Source organism: Ursidibacter sp. B-7004-1 (assembly GCF_053654055.1).
This window is the reverse complement of record NZ_JBSIUP010000002.1, coordinates 76,080-95,462: the sequence shown is the minus strand read 5'-3', so window position 1 is coordinate 95,462 and position 19,383 is coordinate 76,080. Positions and strand designations below refer to the sequence as shown.

27 protein-coding genes are annotated in these 19,383 nt (G+C 35.5%); 12 read left to right on the top strand and 15 right to left on the bottom strand.

Going from position 1 to position 19,383, the window contains the following annotated elements:
- Nucleotides 1-320: 320 nt before the first annotated feature.
- Complete coding sequence (locus ACWIW0_RS01320) at nucleotides 321-1,127, bottom strand: tyrosine-type recombinase/integrase (RefSeq protein WP_454451881.1); 807 nt, start codon at nucleotides 1,125-1,127, stop codon at nucleotides 321-323.
- 90 nt (nucleotides 1,128-1,217) lie between these two features.
- Nucleotides 1,218-3,257 (bottom strand): MobH family relaxase, encoded by a 2,040-nt coding sequence (gene mobH, locus ACWIW0_RS01315; RefSeq protein ID WP_454451880.1) that lies wholly within the window; start codon nucleotides 3,255-3,257, stop codon nucleotides 1,218-1,220.
- Nucleotides 3,258-3,756: 499 nt separating this feature from the next.
- On the opposite strand from mobH, the gene ACWIW0_RS01310 reads away from it, so the two are divergent.
- The gene (locus ACWIW0_RS01310; protein ID WP_454451879.1) at nucleotides 3,757-4,071 is read left to right on the top strand and encodes a helix-turn-helix domain-containing protein; all 315 of its coding nucleotides are present in this window, start codon (nucleotides 3,757-3,759) and stop codon (nucleotides 4,069-4,071) included.
- Nucleotides 4,071-5,318 (top strand): type II toxin-antitoxin system HipA family toxin, encoded by a 1,248-nt coding sequence (locus tag ACWIW0_RS01305; protein WP_454451878.1) that lies wholly within the window; start codon nucleotides 4,071-4,073, stop codon nucleotides 5,316-5,318. The genes ACWIW0_RS01310 and ACWIW0_RS01305 overlap by 1 nt, the downstream gene beginning before the upstream one ends.
- A 121-nt stretch (nucleotides 5,319-5,439) precedes the next feature.
- On the opposite strand, the gene ACWIW0_RS01300 is transcribed toward ACWIW0_RS01305, so the two are convergent.
- Entirely contained in the window at nucleotides 5,440-5,763 is a 324-nt protein-coding gene (locus tag ACWIW0_RS01300) for a hypothetical protein (RefSeq protein WP_454451877.1), read from the bottom strand.
- Between the two features lie 246 nt (nucleotides 5,764-6,009).
- On the opposite strand from ACWIW0_RS01300, the gene ACWIW0_RS01295 reads away from it, so the two are divergent.
- From ACWIW0_RS01295 to ACWIW0_RS01275, 5 genes are all read left to right on the top strand, one after another.
- A complete protein-coding gene (locus ACWIW0_RS01295) occupies nucleotides 6,010-6,666 on the top strand; it encodes a recombinase family protein (RefSeq protein WP_218194804.1) in 657 nt (218 codons plus the stop codon).
- Between the two features lie 19 nt (nucleotides 6,667-6,685).
- The gene (locus ACWIW0_RS01290) at nucleotides 6,686-6,913 is read left to right on the top strand and encodes a hypothetical protein (RefSeq protein WP_454451876.1); all 228 of its coding nucleotides are present in this window, start codon (nucleotides 6,686-6,688) and stop codon (nucleotides 6,911-6,913) included.
- Nucleotides 6,914-6,940: 27 nt separating this feature from the next.
- Complete coding sequence (locus ACWIW0_RS01285) at nucleotides 6,941-7,123, top strand: hypothetical protein (protein WP_454451875.1); 183 nt, start codon at nucleotides 6,941-6,943, stop codon at nucleotides 7,121-7,123.
- A 29-nt stretch (nucleotides 7,124-7,152) separates the two neighbouring features.
- Nucleotides 7,153-7,701 carry a hypothetical protein gene (locus tag ACWIW0_RS01280; RefSeq protein ID WP_454451874.1) on the top strand — a complete coding sequence of 183 codons (549 nt, stop codon included), beginning with the start codon at nucleotides 7,153-7,155 and terminating at the stop codon, nucleotides 7,699-7,701.
- 663 nt (nucleotides 7,702-8,364) lie between these two features.
- On the top strand, nucleotides 8,365-8,592 hold the full coding sequence (locus tag ACWIW0_RS01275) for a hypothetical protein (protein WP_454451873.1): 228 nt from the start codon (nucleotides 8,365-8,367) through the stop codon (nucleotides 8,590-8,592).
- On the opposite strand, the gene ACWIW0_RS01270 is transcribed toward ACWIW0_RS01275, so the two are convergent.
- The 11 genes from ACWIW0_RS01270 to ACWIW0_RS01220 form a co-directional block, all read right to left on the bottom strand.
- Nucleotides 8,589-9,434 carry an N-6 DNA methylase gene (locus tag ACWIW0_RS01270; protein ID WP_454451872.1) on the bottom strand — a complete coding sequence of 282 codons (846 nt, stop codon included), beginning with the start codon at nucleotides 9,432-9,434 and terminating at the stop codon, nucleotides 8,589-8,591. The genes ACWIW0_RS01275 and ACWIW0_RS01270 overlap by 4 nt on opposite strands.
- A 119-nt stretch (nucleotides 9,435-9,553) precedes the next feature.
- Nucleotides 9,554-10,303: a DUF1281 family ferredoxin-like fold protein gene (locus ACWIW0_RS01265; RefSeq protein WP_454451871.1), complete on the bottom strand. Its 750-nt coding sequence runs from the start codon at nucleotides 10,301-10,303 to the stop codon at nucleotides 9,554-9,556.
- A gap of 105 nt (nucleotides 10,304-10,408) precedes the next feature.
- Complete coding sequence (locus tag ACWIW0_RS01260; protein WP_262508700.1) at nucleotides 10,409-10,531, bottom strand: hypothetical protein; 123 nt, start codon at nucleotides 10,529-10,531, stop codon at nucleotides 10,409-10,411.
- Nucleotides 10,522-10,764 (bottom strand): hypothetical protein, encoded by a 243-nt coding sequence (locus ACWIW0_RS01255; protein WP_218194809.1) that lies wholly within the window; start codon nucleotides 10,762-10,764, stop codon nucleotides 10,522-10,524. Before ACWIW0_RS01255 ends, ACWIW0_RS01260 begins: the two co-directional genes overlap by 10 nt.
- Nucleotides 10,765-10,838: 74 nt before the next feature.
- Nucleotides 10,839-11,027, bottom strand: coding sequence for a hypothetical protein (locus ACWIW0_RS01250; protein WP_454451870.1), 189 nt, complete (start codon nucleotides 11,025-11,027; stop codon nucleotides 10,839-10,841).
- Nucleotides 11,028-11,108: 81 nt separating this feature from the next.
- Nucleotides 11,109-12,080 carry an ArdC family protein gene (locus ACWIW0_RS01245; protein ID WP_218194811.1) on the bottom strand — a complete coding sequence of 324 codons (972 nt, stop codon included), beginning with the start codon at nucleotides 12,078-12,080 and terminating at the stop codon, nucleotides 11,109-11,111.
- Nucleotides 12,081-12,168: 88 nt separating this feature from the next.
- On the bottom strand, nucleotides 12,169-13,053 hold the full coding sequence (locus tag ACWIW0_RS01240) for a hypothetical protein (RefSeq protein WP_454451869.1): 885 nt from the start codon (nucleotides 13,051-13,053) through the stop codon (nucleotides 12,169-12,171).
- A 122-nt stretch (nucleotides 13,054-13,175) separates the two neighbouring features.
- Complete coding sequence (locus ACWIW0_RS01235; RefSeq protein ID WP_262508701.1) at nucleotides 13,176-13,307, bottom strand: hypothetical protein; 132 nt, start codon at nucleotides 13,305-13,307, stop codon at nucleotides 13,176-13,178.
- 40 nt (nucleotides 13,308-13,347) lie between these two features.
- A complete protein-coding gene (locus ACWIW0_RS01230) occupies nucleotides 13,348-13,542 on the bottom strand; it encodes a hypothetical protein (RefSeq protein WP_454451868.1) in 195 nt (64 codons plus the stop codon).
- Between the two features lie 7 nt (nucleotides 13,543-13,549).
- The gene (locus tag ACWIW0_RS01225) at nucleotides 13,550-13,804 is read right to left on the bottom strand and encodes a hemophilus-specific protein (RefSeq protein WP_218194813.1); all 255 of its coding nucleotides are present in this window, start codon (nucleotides 13,802-13,804) and stop codon (nucleotides 13,550-13,552) included.
- Nucleotides 13,805-13,878: 74 nt separating this feature from the next.
- Nucleotides 13,879-14,220 (bottom strand): hypothetical protein, encoded by a 342-nt coding sequence (locus ACWIW0_RS01220; protein ID WP_454451867.1) that lies wholly within the window; start codon nucleotides 14,218-14,220, stop codon nucleotides 13,879-13,881.
- A gap of 353 nt (nucleotides 14,221-14,573) precedes the next feature.
- Between ACWIW0_RS01220 and ACWIW0_RS01215 the strand changes: the two genes are divergently transcribed.
- Nucleotides 14,574-15,080: a hypothetical protein gene (locus tag ACWIW0_RS01215; protein WP_454451866.1), complete on the top strand. Its 507-nt coding sequence runs from the start codon at nucleotides 14,574-14,576 to the stop codon at nucleotides 15,078-15,080.
- A 120-nt stretch (nucleotides 15,081-15,200) separates the two neighbouring features.
- Here the strand turns inward: ACWIW0_RS01215 and ACWIW0_RS01210 are convergent, their stop codons facing one another.
- Nucleotides 15,201-15,467, bottom strand: a complete 267-nt coding sequence (locus ACWIW0_RS01210) for a hypothetical protein (protein WP_454451865.1) — start codon at nucleotides 15,465-15,467, stop codon at nucleotides 15,201-15,203.
- Between the two features lie 128 nt (nucleotides 15,468-15,595).
- Between ACWIW0_RS01210 and ACWIW0_RS01205 the strand changes: the two genes are divergently transcribed.
- From ACWIW0_RS01205 to ACWIW0_RS01190, 4 genes are read left to right on the top strand one after another with little or no spacing between them, the layout of a single operon-like run.
- Nucleotides 15,596-16,021, top strand: coding sequence for a TIGR03757 family integrating conjugative element protein (locus ACWIW0_RS01205; protein WP_454451864.1), 426 nt, complete (start codon nucleotides 15,596-15,598; stop codon nucleotides 16,019-16,021).
- Between the two features lie 2 nt (nucleotides 16,022-16,023).
- Nucleotides 16,024-16,998, top strand: coding sequence for a TIGR03756 family integrating conjugative element protein (locus ACWIW0_RS01200; protein ID WP_454451863.1), 975 nt, complete (start codon nucleotides 16,024-16,026; stop codon nucleotides 16,996-16,998).
- A gap of 22 nt (nucleotides 16,999-17,020) precedes the next feature.
- Entirely contained in the window at nucleotides 17,021-18,985 is a 1,965-nt protein-coding gene (locus tag ACWIW0_RS01195; protein ID WP_454451862.1) for an integrating conjugative element protein, read from the top strand.
- 11 nt (nucleotides 18,986-18,996) lie between these two features.
- Nucleotides 18,997-19,350 carry a DUF4431 domain-containing protein gene (locus ACWIW0_RS01190; RefSeq protein ID WP_454451861.1) on the top strand — a complete coding sequence of 118 codons (354 nt, stop codon included), beginning with the start codon at nucleotides 18,997-18,999 and terminating at the stop codon, nucleotides 19,348-19,350.
- Nucleotides 19,351-19,383: the final 33 nt, after the last annotated feature.

Here is a 19,383-nt window from a genome sequence, read left to right as displayed (position 1 = left end):
TCGTTATGTGAATATTATCTCAATTTAATTAGGTGTTGTTGTTACAATATTTGTATTGTTAAAGATAAATAAAAGATATTTCTTTATATCTCTTGAAATAGTACTAAGAAATAGATATATTACATCCAAGGGCGTAAGCTGCCATAAGTGCTACTTAATTAGGTGTAAGCTACCAAAAGTGCTGAAGAAAAGATGCCTAAAGGCATCTCAGACCGCTGACAAACCTCTAGACATCGCTCTAGAGGTTTGATCTAATAGGTATATCGAAAAAATGTAGAAGGCTAACTCCCATTTAATCTCCTACATTTTGCTATAACCATCTATAATTTATCTACGCAAGATCTAAGCATATCACTATGATATTCAATATAGCTTAGCGTTACTTTGAGATCAGAATGACCTAATAATTGCTTTGTTATATATAAATTATCAGGATTCTTCATTAATTTAGTAGCTATGGTATGTCGAAAACGGTGAGATGAAACACGAAACCCTACTATCTTTGAGATATGCCTGAAGATGTTTTCTAATTGATGAACTGACATATTTCGTTTACGGTTTAATGTTCTACGAGAAACAACATTTAGATTAAATAACTGATCTGTGCCAACCCGCTTACGTATTTTCATTTCATAAACCATTTTTTCCAAAAAAGGATATAAATGAGTGGATATAGGAATTTCGTGATAATTGTGATTTTTATTTGTTGTTGCGGAAATACAGATAACTCGTCTAGATAAGTCAATGTCTTGAATTTTTAAATTTACTAGCTGACTTTGACGCATACCTGTATATCGAAATACTTTAATTATTGCAGCTATAAACCACCTAGGGGAGAGATACCGATCAAGCCAGTACTCATTATCAAATAGACCGTCTATAACTTCTAATTCTGCATCAGTATACGTTTTCTTTTTCTCTTTACCCTCTCTCACAAAAAAGACTTTGAAAGGATTCTTTCTAAATATCAATAGTTCATTTTCAATGCCAAAATTATAGATACTTCTCAGGTGACGAGCATAATTATTCCAACTAATAGGTTTTGCTTTCTGAAGCATAATATTTCGCCACTCAATGATATGTTCATCTGTAATTTCTTGCGGTTTTAAATTTGGATATTGATTCAATAATTGAGCAACTACATTTTTATAGCTTCTCACGGTATTAGGTCGCAAGTTCTTATATTTTAAAAAACACTTCTAGAAATTGGTCAAAAGTCATTTCAATTCTCCTTGTAATGTCAACCATTGGTTGTTTAAAAATAGCTTGTCCCCAATAAGTAATTTAGGATCCTGAATCAAAAAACCACTTAATTCTGATTTCTTATTAGGTCCAATCACTGAACATTTCCAAATATTTCGGCTATCCCCTTCAAGGTGCTGTCTGCGGTGTATGCCTAGAGTTTGGAAACGCTTCTGTAGTAACTCCCACGATGCCGTATCAGTGCGCTTCACTACATCTCTCAAATATATCTTAAATATACTTGGCGTAACAAGAAATAGATGATCCTCTACCTTATGTATTACTGCATTTGGACGGTTCACAAAAAGGCTACCTGAAATAATTCCAGCCTTAATCCAATCAATGAATTTTAATGGATCTAACTCTGGGCTAATATCATATTGCTCATTCGATATGTCTATATCTGTGTTTGTTTTAGGTGTTTTGGTTTTTGTTACTTTAGTTTTCTTTGAGCTATTCTCTGATTTTAATTCTTTTTTGGGCTTCTGTTGCTCTGCTACAGTCTCATTATTAATAGCTGACTCAGTTATTACTGAGGTCTGCCTTACTGGCTCAGTATTTATACTTTCAACACCTGACACAGGGAACATATCTAGGACAAATTCTAAGGATGTATCTGTATTGATATTTTCTACTGGTTGTGATGGATGTTTAATCGCTATTCCACTCAACATCTCTAAATTTTCTACTATGGGCAATTCAAAATCTGCCCCAGTGGATTCGGCTTGTGGAATATCTTCCGTAATTGAAACTGATTGATTAATATTTGGGGCAACCTCACTATTATTTTGTGTTGTTAAAGACGAGAATGTTATATCCATATGAAGTGGCTCATTAACCCCTTGTGAGTCAACGTTACTATTAAATTCAACTCTACCTTCAAATAGCACTGGACGATCATCAATACTTTCCCAAACAATATGGGCAGGTATTCGCAACAATGAAAAAGGCTTATCGTGTGTCCAACCTTGGCTAGAGGTCACTTTACAGCTCCAAATCGCTTTTCCATCAGAGGTAATATCAATTAACTTATGTGTTTGTAGCTCGTCAAACAACTTCCCATTTTGACTAGGCACTGCAATACCTTGTTTTATCAAAATAGCTCGAATATTATCAGCAGTACTTTTACTCATTACCCATAGTCCATCATTCGTCAGCCAACCATCACATCCTCCTTGTTGGGCATTGAATTTGTAGTTCTCAATAACCTGGCGTAAAGCAATTAATAATTGTTTGGCGAAAGACATTTGAGGTTTTTCTGCTAGCTTATTAGGATCACCGCCTAAAGCCATCGTAACACTAATTTGATCTGCTTTTTGTATAATTTCAGAAAGAATCCCTGCTTTATCAGTATGACCAGCAACAAAATACATTAGATCGGAGAAAGCCTTAGGAAACGGGGCAATCCAATCAAATGCTGATTTAGGGATAAGTAAGTTGGCAAAAAAACCACCTAACGCAGGATGTAAATCATAATTTCTACCTTTTATATAACGAAAATTATATGGCTGCGTTGGTATTCCTTGCCAGGGAAACCATCTGCTTCCATCTCTTAAAAAAACTTCAATATCAACAGCACATTTGCCAATATCGTGTAGTAGTGCTGCATAAATAACGACTGCAGTCCATACATCTCGTTGCTTAGATTGTTCTTCGGGAATCGCATTCTGAGGCAGAATATAACTTTGTCTTAATTTTGCAGCGATAGATATGACTTCTAGACCGTGATCGAGCATTCCACCTATATGAGAATGATGGTGAGATTCTGATGCGGGTAATAGTTGCACCATTTCTGCATATTTTTCAATAGGCTTACGATAAAGCGTATTGAACATCTCTGGTGTCATTGAGACATTCTGCCAAATCGTGGAGAGATATTGTTGGCGTAGTGGTGTATCAAGTAATTCTGAGCCAGTTTTAGGGCGATGGTAGCCATCCTCTACTGAAACAGGTGTGAAAACTTGCTGGTTTTGATGTTTTGTTGTTCTGAAGGTACGTAAAAATTTTTGTAGCATCGTTTATTACACTTGGGGTTTTTATTGTATTAGAACAATATGCAGAAATTTTGGGAACAGGAAAGTAAATTTGAATTGGAAGAGTTTAAAAAAGTGATGGGAAACCGAAGTTTCCCACTGTGTTAGCCGCTGCCTAACATACCAATATTGCTCATTATAAGCTGGTCTTGGTAAGCTCTTACGGGCCTCTGCTTTGTTTTATGACCGAGGAGACATTTACCCTGTCAGATTGAAAAGTAAACCCCAACATAATGCTGGGGTTTTAGTCTTATGCAAAGAGGGGTCTGAGCCTACTAATGTTTCTCTTCTTCACATCCTCTAAGTCGTTGGTTATCCTATAATAGGATAAGTTTAGTATCAAGAGAATTTATTTTGAACATTACAAATATACAACTATTTATCTCTCAAAAGCGTAATTTAGAAGCCAAAGGGTACAATAAGCTCTAATTGTAATTGCATCCACAAAAAATGAACATTATAATTTACAAAAAATAGATAAATGGCAATTATAATGGTCAGTAAATCAAAATCACCGAAACTCTTCCCTAAATATCAAGAGCCGTTATCGCAGTTTGGTGAGAATATCAGGCTAGCATCAAAAAGACGGAAATTCACTCAAGTATTGCTATCCCAAAGAACAGGGCTTAGCCGTATGACGATTCGTAAAATTATGAATGGCGATCCTAATGTTTCTATTGGATATTATTCAATGGTGCTTGGTGTATTAGGATTAGAACAGGATTTTAGGAATGTAGCTATAGACGATGAGCTTGGGCGTAAATTGCAGGATATTGAACTATTAAGGAAACGATAATGAGTAAGCAAATTTATGTATTTGCCGACTGGGATACTCTTTTAAAACCTGAGCTTGTCGGTATATTGTCTTCTGATATCGTTAGAGGGAAAGAAAACTTTCGCTTTAGTTACGATCGTGATTGGTTAATCTCCCCATTTGTACAACAAATTGACCCCAATTTGCATTTGTACAGTGGAGAGCAATATAGTTCCAACGATCAAAATTTTCATATTTTTCTAGATTCTTGCCCTGATAGATGGGGGCGGTTACTAATGAAAAGAAGGGAGGCTGCATTAGCAAATCAGGAAGATCGTAAACCCAAACTACTTACCGAAAGTGACTATTTACTTGGCGTACACGATATGAATAGGATGGGGGCATTAAGATTTAAAACTGACCTAGACGGAGCGTTTTTAGATAATAACGATCGCCTTGCCTCCCCCCCAATATCCTCTTTAAGAGAATTGGAATTTGCAGCAAATCAAGTGGAAAATAACAATATAGATGATCCTGATTATTTAAAGTGGCTTTATATGCTAATTTCACCAGGTTCTTCGCTAGGTGGGGCTAGACCTAAAGCGTCAGTTGTTGATGAGCATAATCAGTTATGGATTGCCAAGTTTCCTAGTCGATATGATGATTATGATATAGCATTATGGGAATATTTGGCATATCGACTGGCGATTCAATCTGGAATTGAAATGTCTTATTGTAGAGTAGAGAAGTTTAACAACCATCACCATACTTTTCTTACTCAACGATTCGATAGAACAAATAATAGACGTAAACATTTCACTTCAGCACTGACTCAACTCGGATATTATGATGGAGCTTACGAAGCAAGTTATCTCGAAATTGCGGAGTTTCTAACGAAAAATGGGACTCAGGTTCGCAATGATCTTGCACAATTATGGAAACGGATCATATTTAATATAGCTATATCCAATACAGATGACCATCTACGTAATCACGGTTTCATTTACAACTCTGATAGTAGCTCTAAGGGATGGATTTTATCGCCTGCTTATGATTTAAATCCTACACGCTCATCTCAAGGATTACATCTAAATATCACTGACCGAGATAATAGGTTGGACTATCGCTTAGCTTTTGATGTTGCAGAGTTTTTCCAATTAACGCCAGCTCAAGCAACAACAATTTATGATGAAGTACTCAAAACAGTTTCAAATTGGGAAAATATTGCAACAGAAATCGGCATATCTAGACAAGAGCAAAAACAAATGAAATTTGCATTTAACATTTAGCCCTTAGCCCTTTAGCCCTTTTATAAGACCATTTCGGGTAGGGCCGCTCCGCCCCTGCGGAGCGGTTTACCCTTGCCCCTTCTCCCCTTATAAAGCCTTTTCCCTTTATGAGCTTCCAGTTTTATTCATCGGATAAATCTGAGTCACCATAATCATAATATTCAATGACTTCATCCGCATCATTGTTTTCGGGCGTAATGTAAAAATCACTTTCTTCGCTTTCTTCTGACCCGATTATTGTAGTTGGACGCTCATTTTCCCCATCTGGTAGAAATTGCCAAAAGTTACAAACCAACTTACCATCTTCATCACGCTCCCAAATACCACCATAGTTATATTCAGAATACATCGGATCTGCGTGGCATAACGGCGACATATTTGCTTCAGCCAATATAAAATCTGCCCATAACATTACAGAAAATATACGTAGGATTTTTCGAATCATTTTTTTACAGCCATTAGAAATTTGCTTCAGTGTTTTTAAATTCACTATTTGCTTCAACTAAAAACTATAAATATTTCCTAAAGACTTAATTCTTCTGAATGCATATGAAGTGTTGCAGAATAGGTACTGTCATTAGGGTATAGATAAATAACCCTATCAGATAAGTACTAAATGCTAGGGGCATATAGAAAGAATATAGACTTAAATGCCAGTGGCACAATTCACAGAGTTAAATGAAGGTAGTAAATGCTGACAGCAAGAATTTATATGAGAGTCTCTACGGATCAGCAAGATTTACAGCGACAGGAAAAACTTATCGAGGATACTCGAACTAAGGGATTTTATGTTGCAGCTGTTTATAGAGAAAAAATTTCTGGTGTGACTGAATGGGAGCAACGACCCGAATTGTATAGATTGATTGGTGATTTACAGCCAAACGATATTGTTGTTGCAGAAAGTATTGACAGACTAACAAGGTTGGAGCCGAAGAAAGCATTGGAGCTTATTGATGCTATTAGATCTAAAGGGGCAAAAATACAAGTGCCAGAGGTATTTGATTTTGAAACAATATCAAAGGATTTAGGTCACTCATCGGAGAATTTTGACCCTGGCTTTCTTATGTCAGATTTATTCATAGCAATGCAAAATATGTTTTTTAAGTTAGCAGTTAGTATTGCACACGATGACTATCGCAAAAGAAGAATAAGGCAGCACCAAGGAATTGAATTAGCTAAACAGCAAGGGCGATATCGTGGTCGGCAGCCAAATGTAGAAGTGCATAAGTCGATTATCCAGCATCGTAAGAATGGTATTTCAATAACTAAAACAGCAAAGGCTTTGAATGTTAGCGAAAGTACGGTTCAGCGTGTGTGGAAAAAGTTTAAAGATAACCAAAAGTATTAACTTTTGAATAGGAGTAAAAATGGAAATGCCTAATCACATTAAAAATATAGCCGTATTATTTTCCGTTTTAATCGGTGGAATAGGTGGGTTTACATTAACCAAAATTATTTTTTCACTAGACACAATGGCACTTCTAAATTCCCTTGATGAAATACCTGTATTTTTTACGTTTATCATTTCATTCCTTGTTATCAGCTATATACTATTAGTTGCATTTGCGTATGTAATATATATTGCTGATAAATAAACTTTAACTTTTGAATAAGGGTAAATTATGAGTAAACAAACTTTTTTAGATGAATTTCATATCGCAAAGAAAAGAACTCGTATAGCATTCTTAGAGCTTGAGATACAGAAAATTAAGAATGGAGTAACAAAAGCCAGCTCACAAGAAATTCTGAATGATGTACTTTCAAAATATGAAAAAGAGCTTGCTGAATTAAAAAAATCAGAGTAATAGCATTAACTTTTGAATAGGAGTATTTTATGAACAAACTATTAGATAAAGCAGTTACTAAAAGTGTCGATGGTGCAATCTCTGTTACATTAAAAGCGGGTAAATCTGAAAAAATCGGTCTTTCATTACTAGAGAATAATAGAATTAGAATCCTTTTAAACTCTAACCAAGCAATACAATTTGAACTTCGACGAGGAGAATATGGTCATTCCCCATATTCTGATGATAGTTTTGTTGGGATTGAAATTACAGATAATTCAGAACAACAAAAAATCATTGAACTAGCAACAAAATATGCGACCAAAGACTTTGGTGTTCAATCTTTATTTCAAAATGGAGAGGGAAAAAACACAATCCAATATGAAAGCTGTGAGATAGATTTTACGCCAGAGTGTGTAGATAAAAATGTATTTCTGAATGAAATTTTTTTCCTTAATCAACTTAATGATGATTTGATTGAAAAAATTAAGTCAGAAAAATGTACGCAAATAATGATTAGCTTTCCAATGAACTATCCTGATAGGTATTTAGAAGAAAAGTTAGAGCAACTAAAGAATCTAATATCTAATAATAGTTAAGCTTTGATATAGGTGAATGAAATGAAAAAAGACTAACGTGGGAAGAATATGCGTCTGGTTCGTGGCACACCGTCATAGCTAACCGTCATTTTTATATTTTCAATAATTATACGGATAACGGGGATTCTGTTTTACAAAGTAACTATTTTCTAGCTATAAACTATATTGAATATAAGTAGGTATTTATGCCATTAAATATGAGTAAACTCGAAATAAACCAGGAACAATTAAGTAAATTGCTTAGATTGGAAGATGAAATAAAACAAATAACACAAAAAAAACCAAATTATTTCAGTTTTGGTTATATTCAAATATATTTAACCAATTTAATGTATTTCCCTATACTGTTTTTGGTTTTTTATTATTCAACTTTTAAAATTAACCAATTATTGATATTGTCGATGTGTTATATTTGTTTTTTTCTTTTCTTTATTATTTCTGTTCTTAAATTTTTCATACATCCTTTTAGAAAAGAAAGTAATTTAAATAGACAAGGAAGTAAAAAAAAGAATAGAATAAATAAGTATCTACTATTGTCATATTTTAATAAAAGTGATGAGTTTACTCGTTCAATAATTGAACATCACTCAATTAACAATGAATTTCTTATTGAACAATTTAATTCAAACTTACAGGTTATAAAAAGAAGAATAGGGATAGACTATGAGCCGAACACGATTAACAGTAAGAATTGATATGATTGCTCCCATAAGTAATGACGAATACCCTTTACCTAGCAACAAAGGAGAAGTAGTATTTAGTAATAATAGCTATATTGAAGTTTATGAAATAATGAACCTGATAACAAATTTAATAGCAGTTATTGCTTCATTATATTTAACTTTATCAACTGTAAAAAAGCGGCACTCCGACCGCTTTCTGTATAGTTAATAAAAAATAACATCATCGTCATCAATTTCAAGTATTTGAACCGTCTCTTGCTTTTCAGCATCCTGTTCTTTTATAAATTCAACTCCATTACTATGATTGATTTGTTCCGATGTCATATTCTCTAAAATTACATCTATTATATCTGTTTCAGATTGAGAACGCATTTCTGTATTCTTTTTCTGCTCCAGTTTATGCTCCCAATTACCTATTAAATGAGCCAATGTATACATCTGAATTTTTGTTTCATTTAATAGTGTATCTCCAACAACAACACTTGCAGGAATATGCAGTAGTGAGAGCTGAATATAACACATCATCGCAGCAGTAAAATCAATATCTTGACATTGTGCCCAAAGGCATTGCTGAGGGTTGATTTTAGCCTCAAACATTGCATTAATACACCCGATAACCATTACTCCAGAGCCGCACGTAGGCTCATACAAGGTAATAAATCCTTGTTTAGCAATAATGTTTTCGCATCCCTGTAGAGTAACTTTTGCCATCAAATCTGCTATATGGGACGGTGTAAAATACTGCCCCTTATAGCCATCTCCAAGATCTAGGCTCATAAATACTGAGCCAAGGAAATCATAGCGTTTTTGTGTCAAGGCATTAACGGTTATTGATAGCAATTCAACCAACTGAATGAACTCAGCCTCTGAATATCTCGCTTTAGAATGAGAAAATCTTTCTCGTAAAGCTGGAGCTGCGTGTTCTCGGTAGGTTACCAGGTACATATCGAGTGCTGATAGTGTAATAAAGTCATAGAACACTTCTGAACGTCGATAATGTGGTGCTATCCGTTGAAACAAGCCGATAAACTGTTTTTCAAAATTTTCCATTGGATTACTCCTAACATATAAATGGAGTAATCCCCCTAGGGAATTACCCCTAGGGTGAAATAGGATTAACCTATAATGAGTTTAGTTTTTAGCTGAAAAGTTATTGCTTTTTCATTAAATTAGTCTGTTTCATCTAAGTCATCCTCATCGAATTTCTCATAAAAAACATCTTTAGCAAATGCTTTAATATCCCAATCTTCCACATAGAGTTCACTAAATGAACCATCTTGGTTAGCGATATATTCACCAGCAAACCACATCCCAGACTCAAAAAATGAGAGTTTAAACTCTATTTGTGGGAAGGCTTCGCATAGAACCCTAAACCAAGCATCAGGAGGTCCCCAAGGACTATCAAACCAACAATCTATAGTTCCATCTTCATTCAAGCATACTTCACAATTTTCAGAGCAAACATTCCATTTACATCCCCAATTAGCTATAGACCAATCATACCAATCTTTATGTCCATACTGGGACAAATTGGTAAGATATTGTCGCCCTATTGCTAAATTTAGATATAAATTTTCCTGTTCATCTGGGCGTTTTGATAGCCAATGGATAAAATTGCTGACCCTCCACTTATGGTGTTTTGCTTTTGTATAAATCCGATTAAGTTCAGAATTCGACCGTATGAACCTTTTGAGTAAGGCTCGAGTGATCTTTTTACTTTGAGACAGGCTCAAAAGCTCCATAGCTCTGTCACCAACACTACTTGATTCAATCCAAAGCGATTTTGGCATTGCTACAAGTAAATCAAAGTTTAGGGTTAATTCTCCTGTTTTCGATGGTTCAAATAGTTTAGGCTTGATTAATTCAGCTTGTTTTAAATCACAAATGATTTCTAGTTTATTTTGACACCAATTTGGCATAATGTACTCCTGAATAAAAGGGATACATTACGCCCATAGGGTAAATGTACCCCAAGGGTTAAAAGATAATGCGACACTAATGTGCCGCATTGAGTTTAAAAGGTGCTATTTTTTCGATTCTTTCAATGCTTTATGGCGCTCTTCTTGCTCTTTTAATAAGCTATTAGCCCAAATAACAAGTGCAACACCGACAAAAGCAATAAACCAAAGACCTATTGTTAATCCCATTTTGTTTTCTCCTTATCAATAAATTGACGGATTTTTCTAGCTGCTAGTAAGAAGCCATAGGTTATCACCAATAAAGCGATAATATTCCCAACTTTGATACTAAGTGCGTAATTACTGTAAATCATCGGTGGAATTGCAATAAATGCAACTTTACCGACATCATCACAGAATTTAGACCAAGATTCAAGTGTTGAAAGCTCAATGGGTCGTTTAAACAAGTTTAAGTTAAACATTGTGTTCTCCATTTAAGTGAATAAAAGGGATACACAATGCCCATAGGGATTGAATATCCCTATGGGAAGACTGATTAATACCAGCCAAATTGTGGAATCACAGTTTCAATTGCTCCGTGTTTACCAACACAACTGTGTTTTTCCCGAAACAATCGAATGGCATCACGACGAGAATAGAATAAAAAACGCTCTTTATGTCGTTTCCCATTATTATCTCTACCGATAATAAGCCAATTATTATGTCTGCGAGGTATAGTATTCATAGTATTCTCCAAAATGAGGGAGATACACTATGCCCTAGGGGAATAGGTATCCCCTAGGAAATGCCTTTCGGCAATGATTAGTTATGCTGCATTAAGGCGTTCATATTGTTGCATCACTTTAAGTGTATCCAACATATAATCACACGCTTCACGAGCTTTTCCCGACGCACGGAATATCGCTCGTTTATCCTCTTTTAATACCTTAATCCAGCTTTCAATATAACTTGCATTTTGTGGTACTGTATCAAAGCCAAGATAAGCACACAAAAATGCACCGCCCATTTCAGCAACAAGTTCTTCAAATGCATAAATATCGTTACCGAATTTGGCTTTACCTGAAGTAATGCCTTCTCGATTGAGACGATCTTTATGCCCTGTCGAATGGGTCATCTCGTGTAAAAGGACACTGTAAAATCCCTCTTCTGAGTTGAATTGTTTCATCTCAGGCATCACTACAGTATCTACTTTGGGATGATAAAACGCTTTATTGCTCGGTTTCACCTCAACGGTTAAATTAATACCTTCAACAATTTGTCTAATCTCTGCAAATTTTTGATATTGCTGTTCAGGCTGAGATTGTGTTTCGTCAATTACATCATAATACTGAGCAGGTAAATTTTCACACTGTTCAATATTGAAGAGATAATGGTTTTTGATAAATGAAAAACGCACCATTTCTGGATTGCCCTGATCATCTAAGACAACATTACCATCTTCATCGAGTTTTTCTTTCTCAACAGGATTGTAATTAACTACTAGTGTAGCTTTCTCACCTTTGCGAATACGAGCCCCTAGATCGTTTGCCGCTTTCATCGTAATCCATTTAGATTGACGATATCCATTTTCAGCCGCAGCAAGCCACAGTAATAGCACATTTACACCATTATAATAACGGTTAGAAATCGCATTACGAGGTAAAGTTAATTTACTCTCTGTATTCGACCACGGTTTTAACCAAGGTGCAGTTCCTGCCTCAAGAGCCATAACGATTCTATCGGTTATGTTTTGGTATAGATCAAATTTAGTATTTTGTTGTGTAGTTTGATTATTCATAACGTGTTCTCCAAAGAAAAAGGGAACACGCATTCCCCATTAGGGATGGTATTCCCTATGGGGGTACAAACTGTTGCCTAGCAACCAGTCAATTGCTTGTATAAGTTTGTGAATTTTGAGTTTTCTTCATCAATTGTGCTTGACGACTAATTAAACCATCGTCTGCTCTCGCTGCTTTAATAGCTTCTCGAATAAGAATTTGGCGATAGCCTCCTAGGGATTTATCCTTGGGATCATAGGTTAATGAACCCAAATAATCTTCGCCTAGAGCAATACCTGTTTTTTTATCCAATACCTGAGCATAGACATTGACGAAACGAGCTTGTCCTTTTAAGGCTTCGCTACAAAGGGTTTCAATATTTTCAAAATCACAATCGTACATATAGGTTTCAAAATGATGATCGTAAAATGGAAGTGGGTCAGTTATTAATTCGATTCGATAATTCTTCGTTTCAAATTTATAAGCCACCTCTGATTCATAAGGCGTAGCCTCAATAATTCGATATCCCTCACTTTCTAAGCGTTTAGATAAGTCTCGAATATATTCTTCTAAATCAGTGATAAAATCATTCCATAGAGCTTGGTATTTATACACATTATCTGCAGAAAAATACCATTCTTTTTTAGCCTCTACATCATAAAAGAAACTGAGATTTTCAGCTTGTGGGGCATCAATCTCCATCGTGTTGAAATGGGCGTAACGATATCCAAATTGATTGCGATAGATTACAATCTTATGGTAATAATTTTCCCAATCTAAAATAGATTTCAATAGTCTCTCAAACATACGTTGTTTACGTTTTTGCCCTGGGTAGATTTTTTTAAATAAATCATTCCAATAGCTAGAATACAACGTACCATAAAATGCTACGCCATCGCCTTGACAATAACTCAGAGACCAATTGATCTCAAGGTTATCAGGCAAGCCCGCATTAACTAATTGAGAGTTGAAATAAGCGGTTAAAATTTTCATTGTGTTTCTCCAAATAAAAATGGGGAAACACGTCCACGAGGAAATGTTTCCCCGTGGGATGATGAAAAACCTAATCAAATAATCAGATTGATTAGGTTTTTAGTGTAAAAATGAATGGTTAGTTATCTTTTAGTCTCTTTTTTCCAGTCCCTAGTGATAATGTCCCAGTTTGCCCAATAGACAAGACCGACAAAGATCCCTGCAACTAAAGCTAATGAGCCTAATACAGCAATAACAAACTGTACTGGTGTCATAAGTTTTTCTCCTCTCCTATGTTATGTTCTTCTAGATGTATTACTGGTTAATACACTCAATCTTTTCTGCAGCATAGATACATAGATGTCCCATTATCCACATAAATAGACCTATTGCAATAATGACCCCACCCTCAGATGCCGAGACATCGTCAGATAAAATAATCATACCAGTCACACCTGCACCAACCAGTGATCCCCCTTGCCGTAAGTCATCACCAATACGTGATAGCACTTTATATTTACCCATTATTACCTCCTCTAGAAACTAATAATGAGCCATTTTCCTGCTCGGTGACTGTAAAGAATCGAAAATGTAAACCGTTCTGTTTTGGCATTTTATGCAAAAACCTTACCGTTTTTTCAAGCGGTTCACGATTTTTCCAAGCATTTAATGCACTCTCTGTTAATTCAGATAAACAATCAGGTCTTTCTTTCCAGTTCTTCGGAAGAACATCTCCAATAGCGGAGAATAAAATGTTAATTTTTTTTGGCATTTTTCATTCCTTTAAATAAAAAGGGGAAATGCCACCCCATCGGGAAAAACATTTCCCCAATGGGTTAATAATTATTATGTTAAAAGGAAGAATACTCCCATTGCACCGATACAAAACGATATCAGTATGAGAATAAACGAAATCCAAAACCAACGTTTTTGACGTTGACTAAGTTCTTGTTCAAATTCTTCCGCTTGTGCTTCAAGGTGAGAAAATATTTCAGCTTGAAGTTGCTCATCTTCTTCTGCAATACGTTGATTGATACCTTGGGTCATCTCTAGGTATTTTTTCGTTGCGAATTTTTTTGTCGAAACCGCAATACCGCCGAGTTTATTTCCCAATTTATTGAAGATAGATTTTGGTTGAGATTCAAATGGATCAAATAAATCCAAATTTTGAGTACGTGAATTGCTCATAAAGAGTTCTCCATTGATGTTAAAAAAACGCTCAAGGAGAAATTACCCACAGGGAATAATTTTTCCCTGAACAGGTCATCAGAAATGTAAAGTATGCGTTCCCGAATACACGGAGTCCTTTTCAGAACGCTGAGGAACATTTGAGAGTTTGAGTCACTTTACCACCGTAAAGCGTAGTCTTATAGACTCAGACTACCTACTTTGCTATCCACGATAGCTAAAGATAGGTCAATTATCACTATTATGATTAGTAAAACAACAGAAAACTCAAAAAATGTTTTAGAGAGTTTTCTATCGTGATCTATTAAATTTATATCTACCATAATGTTATTTTCAATTCGTTAAATTACTTTATGGTCGATAACTTAGTAGAAAAAATTAATAATAAAAAAACGTATCCGTTTAATACATTATATGCCTATGTAAAAGACTGTGAATTTTTAGCCCTTCTTTTTGCTGACCAACCGAGTTTAGGTTATTACTATGCTCACATTGCAAAACACCCCAATAAAAATTGTTGGGTAAGCTGCTTAGTTTATTCGCCCAAATTTATTATTGGTCAAACAGAACAACAATGGTTAAAGAACTTTTCGTATTGGATGCGTATTAGACTTTCATACGAACCTGTATCAAATTCCATTGCACCATATGGCTACGCAGAGTGTCATAACATCAATAATGCAATAGCAGAATTAGACAAAATGCTTGAGCTATTTAATCCCGATGCTATTTATGTTGAACACGAGAATGAATCCCCAAGTAATATAGAAATACTCTCTTTTTATGGTACGAAGAATTATCGTAATCAGAATGGTGAATACCCACCTATCCCACAATATTTTCGTAGAGTCTTGCACTAAATTCAGGGTTTCTATAGAAATATGAATTTTGAACTAGAGTTAAATAGTTTTCCTTTGTGATAGATAAAGGGTTATTAGGTGTGATCTGCCCCCCAAAAGTTGGACTAAACAACCAATGAATTAAGGTGCAGATTTTTTACTTCTCAAGCTACATATTTCTATGGATTCGCCATCAATAGAGACATTTAAATCGTAATGCTTATAGAATGTTGATTTTAAAATATTTGATGGATTAACTAATATCAGCTTTTCATCACATTCTGGGCAATAAGGAAATAGACCTTTATTTTTATAATCATTCCCTGCCTTCTTTAAAAAATCCTCAGGGGTACATAAACAGGCATTTGGATGAGCAAAACACGCTTTTGGTATTAAATGTTCATTCATTTTATTCTCCTTGAGATTTGATGTTTTATTCTATAAAAAACTATCTAAATTTTAAACAGATTTATCGCTACCATTTTCCCCATCAAATTTTTAAGGTAACACTGAAGAATTCTCATTAGGAGAGATTTATGCGTTATACAAAAATTCTCGCTCTAACATTATTCTCGCCAATGATTTGGGCAGATTCATTACCATCTGATGTTAGTGTGACCGTATTCACTACACAAAATTACCCTATTCAAGATTCTACTCTTGCTCATCATATTTATTACTTGGATGCCGTAGAAAATATTGAAGAAGGACAAGGTGATGTATTTAGTACTGTTCCTGAAAAAGCAGCTGAACAAGCTAAAAAATGGTTACATAGCCCCCAAGGTAAAAAATTTCAGGGTGATTTACAACAAGCATACATAGGAATTATTGAGGGATGGAAACTAGGGGTAATGAAAGTACCAGCGATAGTCTTTCAGCATAGTCGTAGAGAGCCAATGGTTGTATATGGAAGTACTGACATAAATAAAGCCATTCTGATTTATAAAAATGCTTCGGAGTAGATATGTTTTCTAAAAAGATTCATCACTTTTATTCTTATCTTATATTAAGTTGTTCACTCCCACTATATCTCACACCTAGTACTACGCAAGCCATCGGAAATGAGATAAATGGAGCAACAATAGCTAGTGCAATTGGTGATAACTCGTGTATGAACTATCAAGCGGTTGGCGTGTGTTTTTGGCTCAAATGTACCTATTGGAAATGTAGCGTAAAAACCTCGACTAAAATTTCTCACTTCATTCCCGAAGTGGTTGTGTCTACATATAATCACGATAATCATAGCCCCTGGACAGAAGTACAACAGCTAAATAAGGGAGCAATGGGAGGGCAACATCAAACACCAAGTAAGATGTATACACAATATACATTCAAAAATGGGGAGGCTATTGGTCATCCAGGCGGATTTGTTTTACAAGCAATTGGTAGTAGTGGATACACTTGTGAAAGTCAAACAACAGGATATGTACCTTATTTTCTGAGCAGTTTAGATTTCTTTGCTTGGAACCTCGGTATGCCTGAAATGTTTTATCCTGAATCAACTACTCCTACAATGAGGGAGGTTAAAGCAAATGGAGACTTATGGGGAAACATCTATCCAAGATCAGGTAGTGTTACTCAAACTCACGACTATAAAGCAGCGGCAGTCGTAGCACAACGCATCGCTGATATTATCAGTCGTAATGGTCAATTACATATTTACTACCCACTGACAAAGAAAAATAGTCGTGATGGTAAGTGGTATCCTAAAGAGGTTGAGGAAGGTGATAAAAAGACACATAGATGGCAAATGTTAAGTCCTAAAACAGAAAATAGTTGTTCTATTTTCCCTGATGGAGGCACATCTAGTACCTATAGTGACAAACTCTCAACTACAGAAAATTACAGCTGGGCACTATGGAGACCTTACGCTTGTTGTAAAAAACGTGGCCAGGTCTTTCTAGGTAATACTGATTGGATTAGCACACATACTCAATAGATATAAAGTAACGAGGAATACTATGAAATTAAAGACAAAATTACATACGCTCACAGTTTGTCTGACAATTGGTTTTGCTTGTACATACAGCCAAGCTAATACAGATTACGTTCAAGGTACCGTCCTTTCTGACAAAGTGTTCTACCAAATCGGGGGTGGTTCAGCAATTATGCCTCCTCCTTCACGTAAAAGACCAAACGAACTAGCTCTAGGCTTTGGTTGGAAATCGAATTTAACTTGCGGTAATTTCGATATCAAAACAACGGTAAAAAACCAGTTAAATGGAATTACAGAGGGATTTAAAGATCTCTATAGCAACGTTATTCAATCAGCAACGGGAGCTGTAGCAAGCCTGCCAGCAATGATTATCCAGCGAGCTAATCCTCAATTATACGATTTACTATCTAATGGTATGTATCAAGCCAAACTTGATTTTGACTCACTTAAAACCAGCTGTGAAGAAATGTCTGAAAAGCTGGCTGACTATGCAATGGATAGTAAATGGGCAAAAATGGCAGGTTTAGAAAATTACAAAGATATAGCTGAAAATGAACCTGATGCTAAAAAAGCCAAAAAGAAAATGGAAGAAGATCAAGGCGAGAAAGGTATATCTTGGATAGGTGGTGAAAAACGTGGTGGTAAAGGACAAAAACCTATTGAGATTCTTAAAGATGTTATTAGTGCTGGATTTAATATGTCTGTTGGGCGTTCAGTCACTGAGAAAAGTGCTATAACACAATCCCAATGTGATGGGCGTTTATGTACAGAATGGACATCACCAGAAGATGCCGCAGAATATGGACGTAAAATCCTAGGCGATAAAACATTAAGGACCTGTGATAATTGCGGAACACCGACTAAATCACAACCAGGTACAGGACTTGCTCCAGAGATAGAAGCTAGAACCATTGAAAAAATGAAAAAACTGGAAGAAACCCTTAATGCTAATACTATTACCGCAGAACAACTAAATTCATTAAGTACCTCGAGTATTGCAGTAACTCGAGGTTTAATCGAATCGTTACGAGAATCTCCTGATGTTGCAATTTTAGGTGCTCGTTTAGCACAAGAATTGGCAATTTCCCACGAGCTTGAAAAAGCCTTAGTTCTACGTCGAGTTCTTCTCGTTGGAATGAAAGAGCCTAATGTAGCCTCTAATGAAGAAGCTCAAAAAGATCTTGAAGTTTCATTAAAAAGGCTTGATCAAGAGATTGAACAAATTAGAATGGAAATGGATCTGCAAAAGGCTATTTCAACAAATACTGCTGTAGCAATTATTAACAACAGAATCAATGAGCATCAACAGTCACTAGATAGTAATGCCTCTGATAATGGAAAACGGTTAGGGCATTTATCTGAGCTTGCAGGTAGCGATGCTCTAGATAATAGTAATCACGGTGGATTTAGTGCCAAAGATACTTATATTTACTTACCTATTCCCGACTCATCTAGTGGTCTAGGACATCTGAATGGCAAGTATTCCGCTGGAAATAATATATCTAATACAAACCTATCTCCATCATTACAAAAATTCCAATCTAAAGACGCATATGCTGATGGAAGAGCTACAATATACCGAACTTCAGATGGTAAACTTGTTAAAAGAGAAGGCGGTACTTTAGCTTGGAGAAATAATAACCCTGGCAATATCAGAATGAGCGATTGGGCAAAAGCTAATGGCGCTATTGGAGTTGGTCCTAGCGGCTTCGCTATATTCCCTACTCCCGAAATAGGTAAGCAAGCAATAGTTAATTTATTGAAAGAAGGCAAGTATTATCGTAATAATACTATTGAAGGAGCAATATCTAGATATGCACCTCCATCCGAAAATAATACCGCCGCTTATATTTCGTTTGTTACAAATAAATTAGGCTTGCCTGCTAGTACAAAAATGAGTAGTCTAACTGACAATCAACGAGCAATTATTGTTGATGCAATAACCAAAAAAGAGGGTTGGAAAGAAGGTACAACAACTAATATTAATTAGGAGAATACACTATGAAAAAATTACTAGTTTCTCTATTTTTACTGGGTTCATTCAGTACAGTATCATTTGCAATGAATCCCAGTAAGGTAGAATACGATACTCCAGTAATGCTGCAAGGTACAATTCAAAAAGAAAATGGCTATCCTATGCTTCTACTTACCAAGCCTATTTCTACTGTGTTAGGGGCTGATTCAGATGGAACCTATAGCCCCGTAGAACGAGCACAGAAAATACAAATTGTATGGACAAAAGAAAAACTTCCACTTGGTTGCGTTGAAGTGAAAGGGCAACTGTTTGGAGCTCATACAGCACATCATAAAACAGATGTGTTAATTGAGTTAGAGTCCTATAAAAAGTGTAAGTAAATAGCCTAGGTTATGATAGGTAATCACTACTTC

Excerpts from the sequence above, each read along its gene's own strand:
- mobH (WP_454451880.1), bottom strand. The coding sequence starts at position 3,257 with ATGCTACAAAAATTTTTACGTACCTTCAGAACAACAAAACATCAAAAC.
- ACWIW0_RS01310 (WP_454451879.1), top strand. The coding sequence starts at position 3,757 with ATGGCAATTATAATGGTCAGTAAATCAAAATCACCGAAACTCTTCCCT.
- ACWIW0_RS01305 (WP_454451878.1), top strand. The coding sequence starts at position 4,071 with ATGAGTAAGCAAATTTATGTATTTGCCGACTGGGATACTCTTTTAAAA.
- ACWIW0_RS01300 (WP_454451877.1), bottom strand. The coding sequence starts at position 5,763 with ATGATTCGAAAAATCCTACGTATATTTTCTGTAATGTTATGGGCAGAT.
- ACWIW0_RS01295 (WP_218194804.1), top strand. The coding sequence starts at position 6,010 with ATGCTGACAGCAAGAATTTATATGAGAGTCTCTACGGATCAGCAAGAT.
- ACWIW0_RS01290 (WP_454451876.1), top strand. The coding sequence starts at position 6,686 with ATGGAAATGCCTAATCACATTAAAAATATAGCCGTATTATTTTCCGTT.
- ACWIW0_RS01285 (WP_454451875.1), top strand. The coding sequence starts at position 6,941 with ATGAGTAAACAAACTTTTTTAGATGAATTTCATATCGCAAAGAAAAGA.
- ACWIW0_RS01280 (WP_454451874.1), top strand. The coding sequence starts at position 7,153 with ATGAACAAACTATTAGATAAAGCAGTTACTAAAAGTGTCGATGGTGCA.
- ACWIW0_RS01275 (WP_454451873.1), top strand. The coding sequence starts at position 8,365 with ATGAGCCGAACACGATTAACAGTAAGAATTGATATGATTGCTCCCATA.
- ACWIW0_RS01270 (WP_454451872.1), bottom strand. The coding sequence starts at position 9,434 with ATGGAAAATTTTGAAAAACAGTTTATCGGCTTGTTTCAACGGATAGCA.
- ACWIW0_RS01265 (WP_454451871.1), bottom strand. The coding sequence starts at position 10,303 with ATGCCAAATTGGTGTCAAAATAAACTAGAAATCATTTGTGATTTAAAA.
- ACWIW0_RS01260 (WP_262508700.1), bottom strand. The coding sequence starts at position 10,531 with ATGGGATTAACAATAGGTCTTTGGTTTATTGCTTTTGTCGGTGTTGCA.
- ACWIW0_RS01255 (WP_218194809.1), bottom strand. The coding sequence starts at position 10,764 with ATGTTTAACTTAAACTTGTTTAAACGACCCATTGAGCTTTCAACACTT.
- ACWIW0_RS01250 (WP_454451870.1), bottom strand. The coding sequence starts at position 11,027 with ATGAATACTATACCTCGCAGACATAATAATTGGCTTATTATCGGTAGA.
- ACWIW0_RS01245 (WP_218194811.1), bottom strand. The coding sequence starts at position 12,080 with ATGAATAATCAAACTACACAACAAAATACTAAATTTGATCTATACCAA.
- ACWIW0_RS01240 (WP_454451869.1), bottom strand. The coding sequence starts at position 13,053 with ATGAAAATTTTAACCGCTTATTTCAACTCTCAATTAGTTAATGCGGGC.
- ACWIW0_RS01235 (WP_262508701.1), bottom strand. The coding sequence starts at position 13,307 with ATGACACCAGTACAGTTTGTTATTGCTGTATTAGGCTCATTAGCTTTA.
- ACWIW0_RS01225 (WP_218194813.1), bottom strand. The coding sequence starts at position 13,804 with ATGCCAAAAAAAATTAACATTTTATTCTCCGCTATTGGAGATGTTCTT.
- ACWIW0_RS01220 (WP_454451867.1), bottom strand. The coding sequence starts at position 14,220 with ATGAGCAATTCACGTACTCAAAATTTGGATTTATTTGATCCATTTGAA.
- ACWIW0_RS01215 (WP_454451866.1), top strand. The coding sequence starts at position 14,574 with ATGGTCGATAACTTAGTAGAAAAAATTAATAATAAAAAAACGTATCCG.
- ACWIW0_RS01210 (WP_454451865.1), bottom strand. The coding sequence starts at position 15,467 with ATGAATGAACATTTAATACCAAAAGCGTGTTTTGCTCATCCAAATGCC.
- ACWIW0_RS01205 (WP_454451864.1), top strand. The coding sequence starts at position 15,596 with ATGCGTTATACAAAAATTCTCGCTCTAACATTATTCTCGCCAATGATT.
- ACWIW0_RS01200 (WP_454451863.1), top strand. The coding sequence starts at position 16,024 with ATGTTTTCTAAAAAGATTCATCACTTTTATTCTTATCTTATATTAAGT.
- ACWIW0_RS01195 (WP_454451862.1), top strand. The coding sequence starts at position 17,021 with ATGAAATTAAAGACAAAATTACATACGCTCACAGTTTGTCTGACAATT.
- ACWIW0_RS01190 (WP_454451861.1), top strand. The coding sequence starts at position 18,997 with ATGAAAAAATTACTAGTTTCTCTATTTTTACTGGGTTCATTCAGTACA.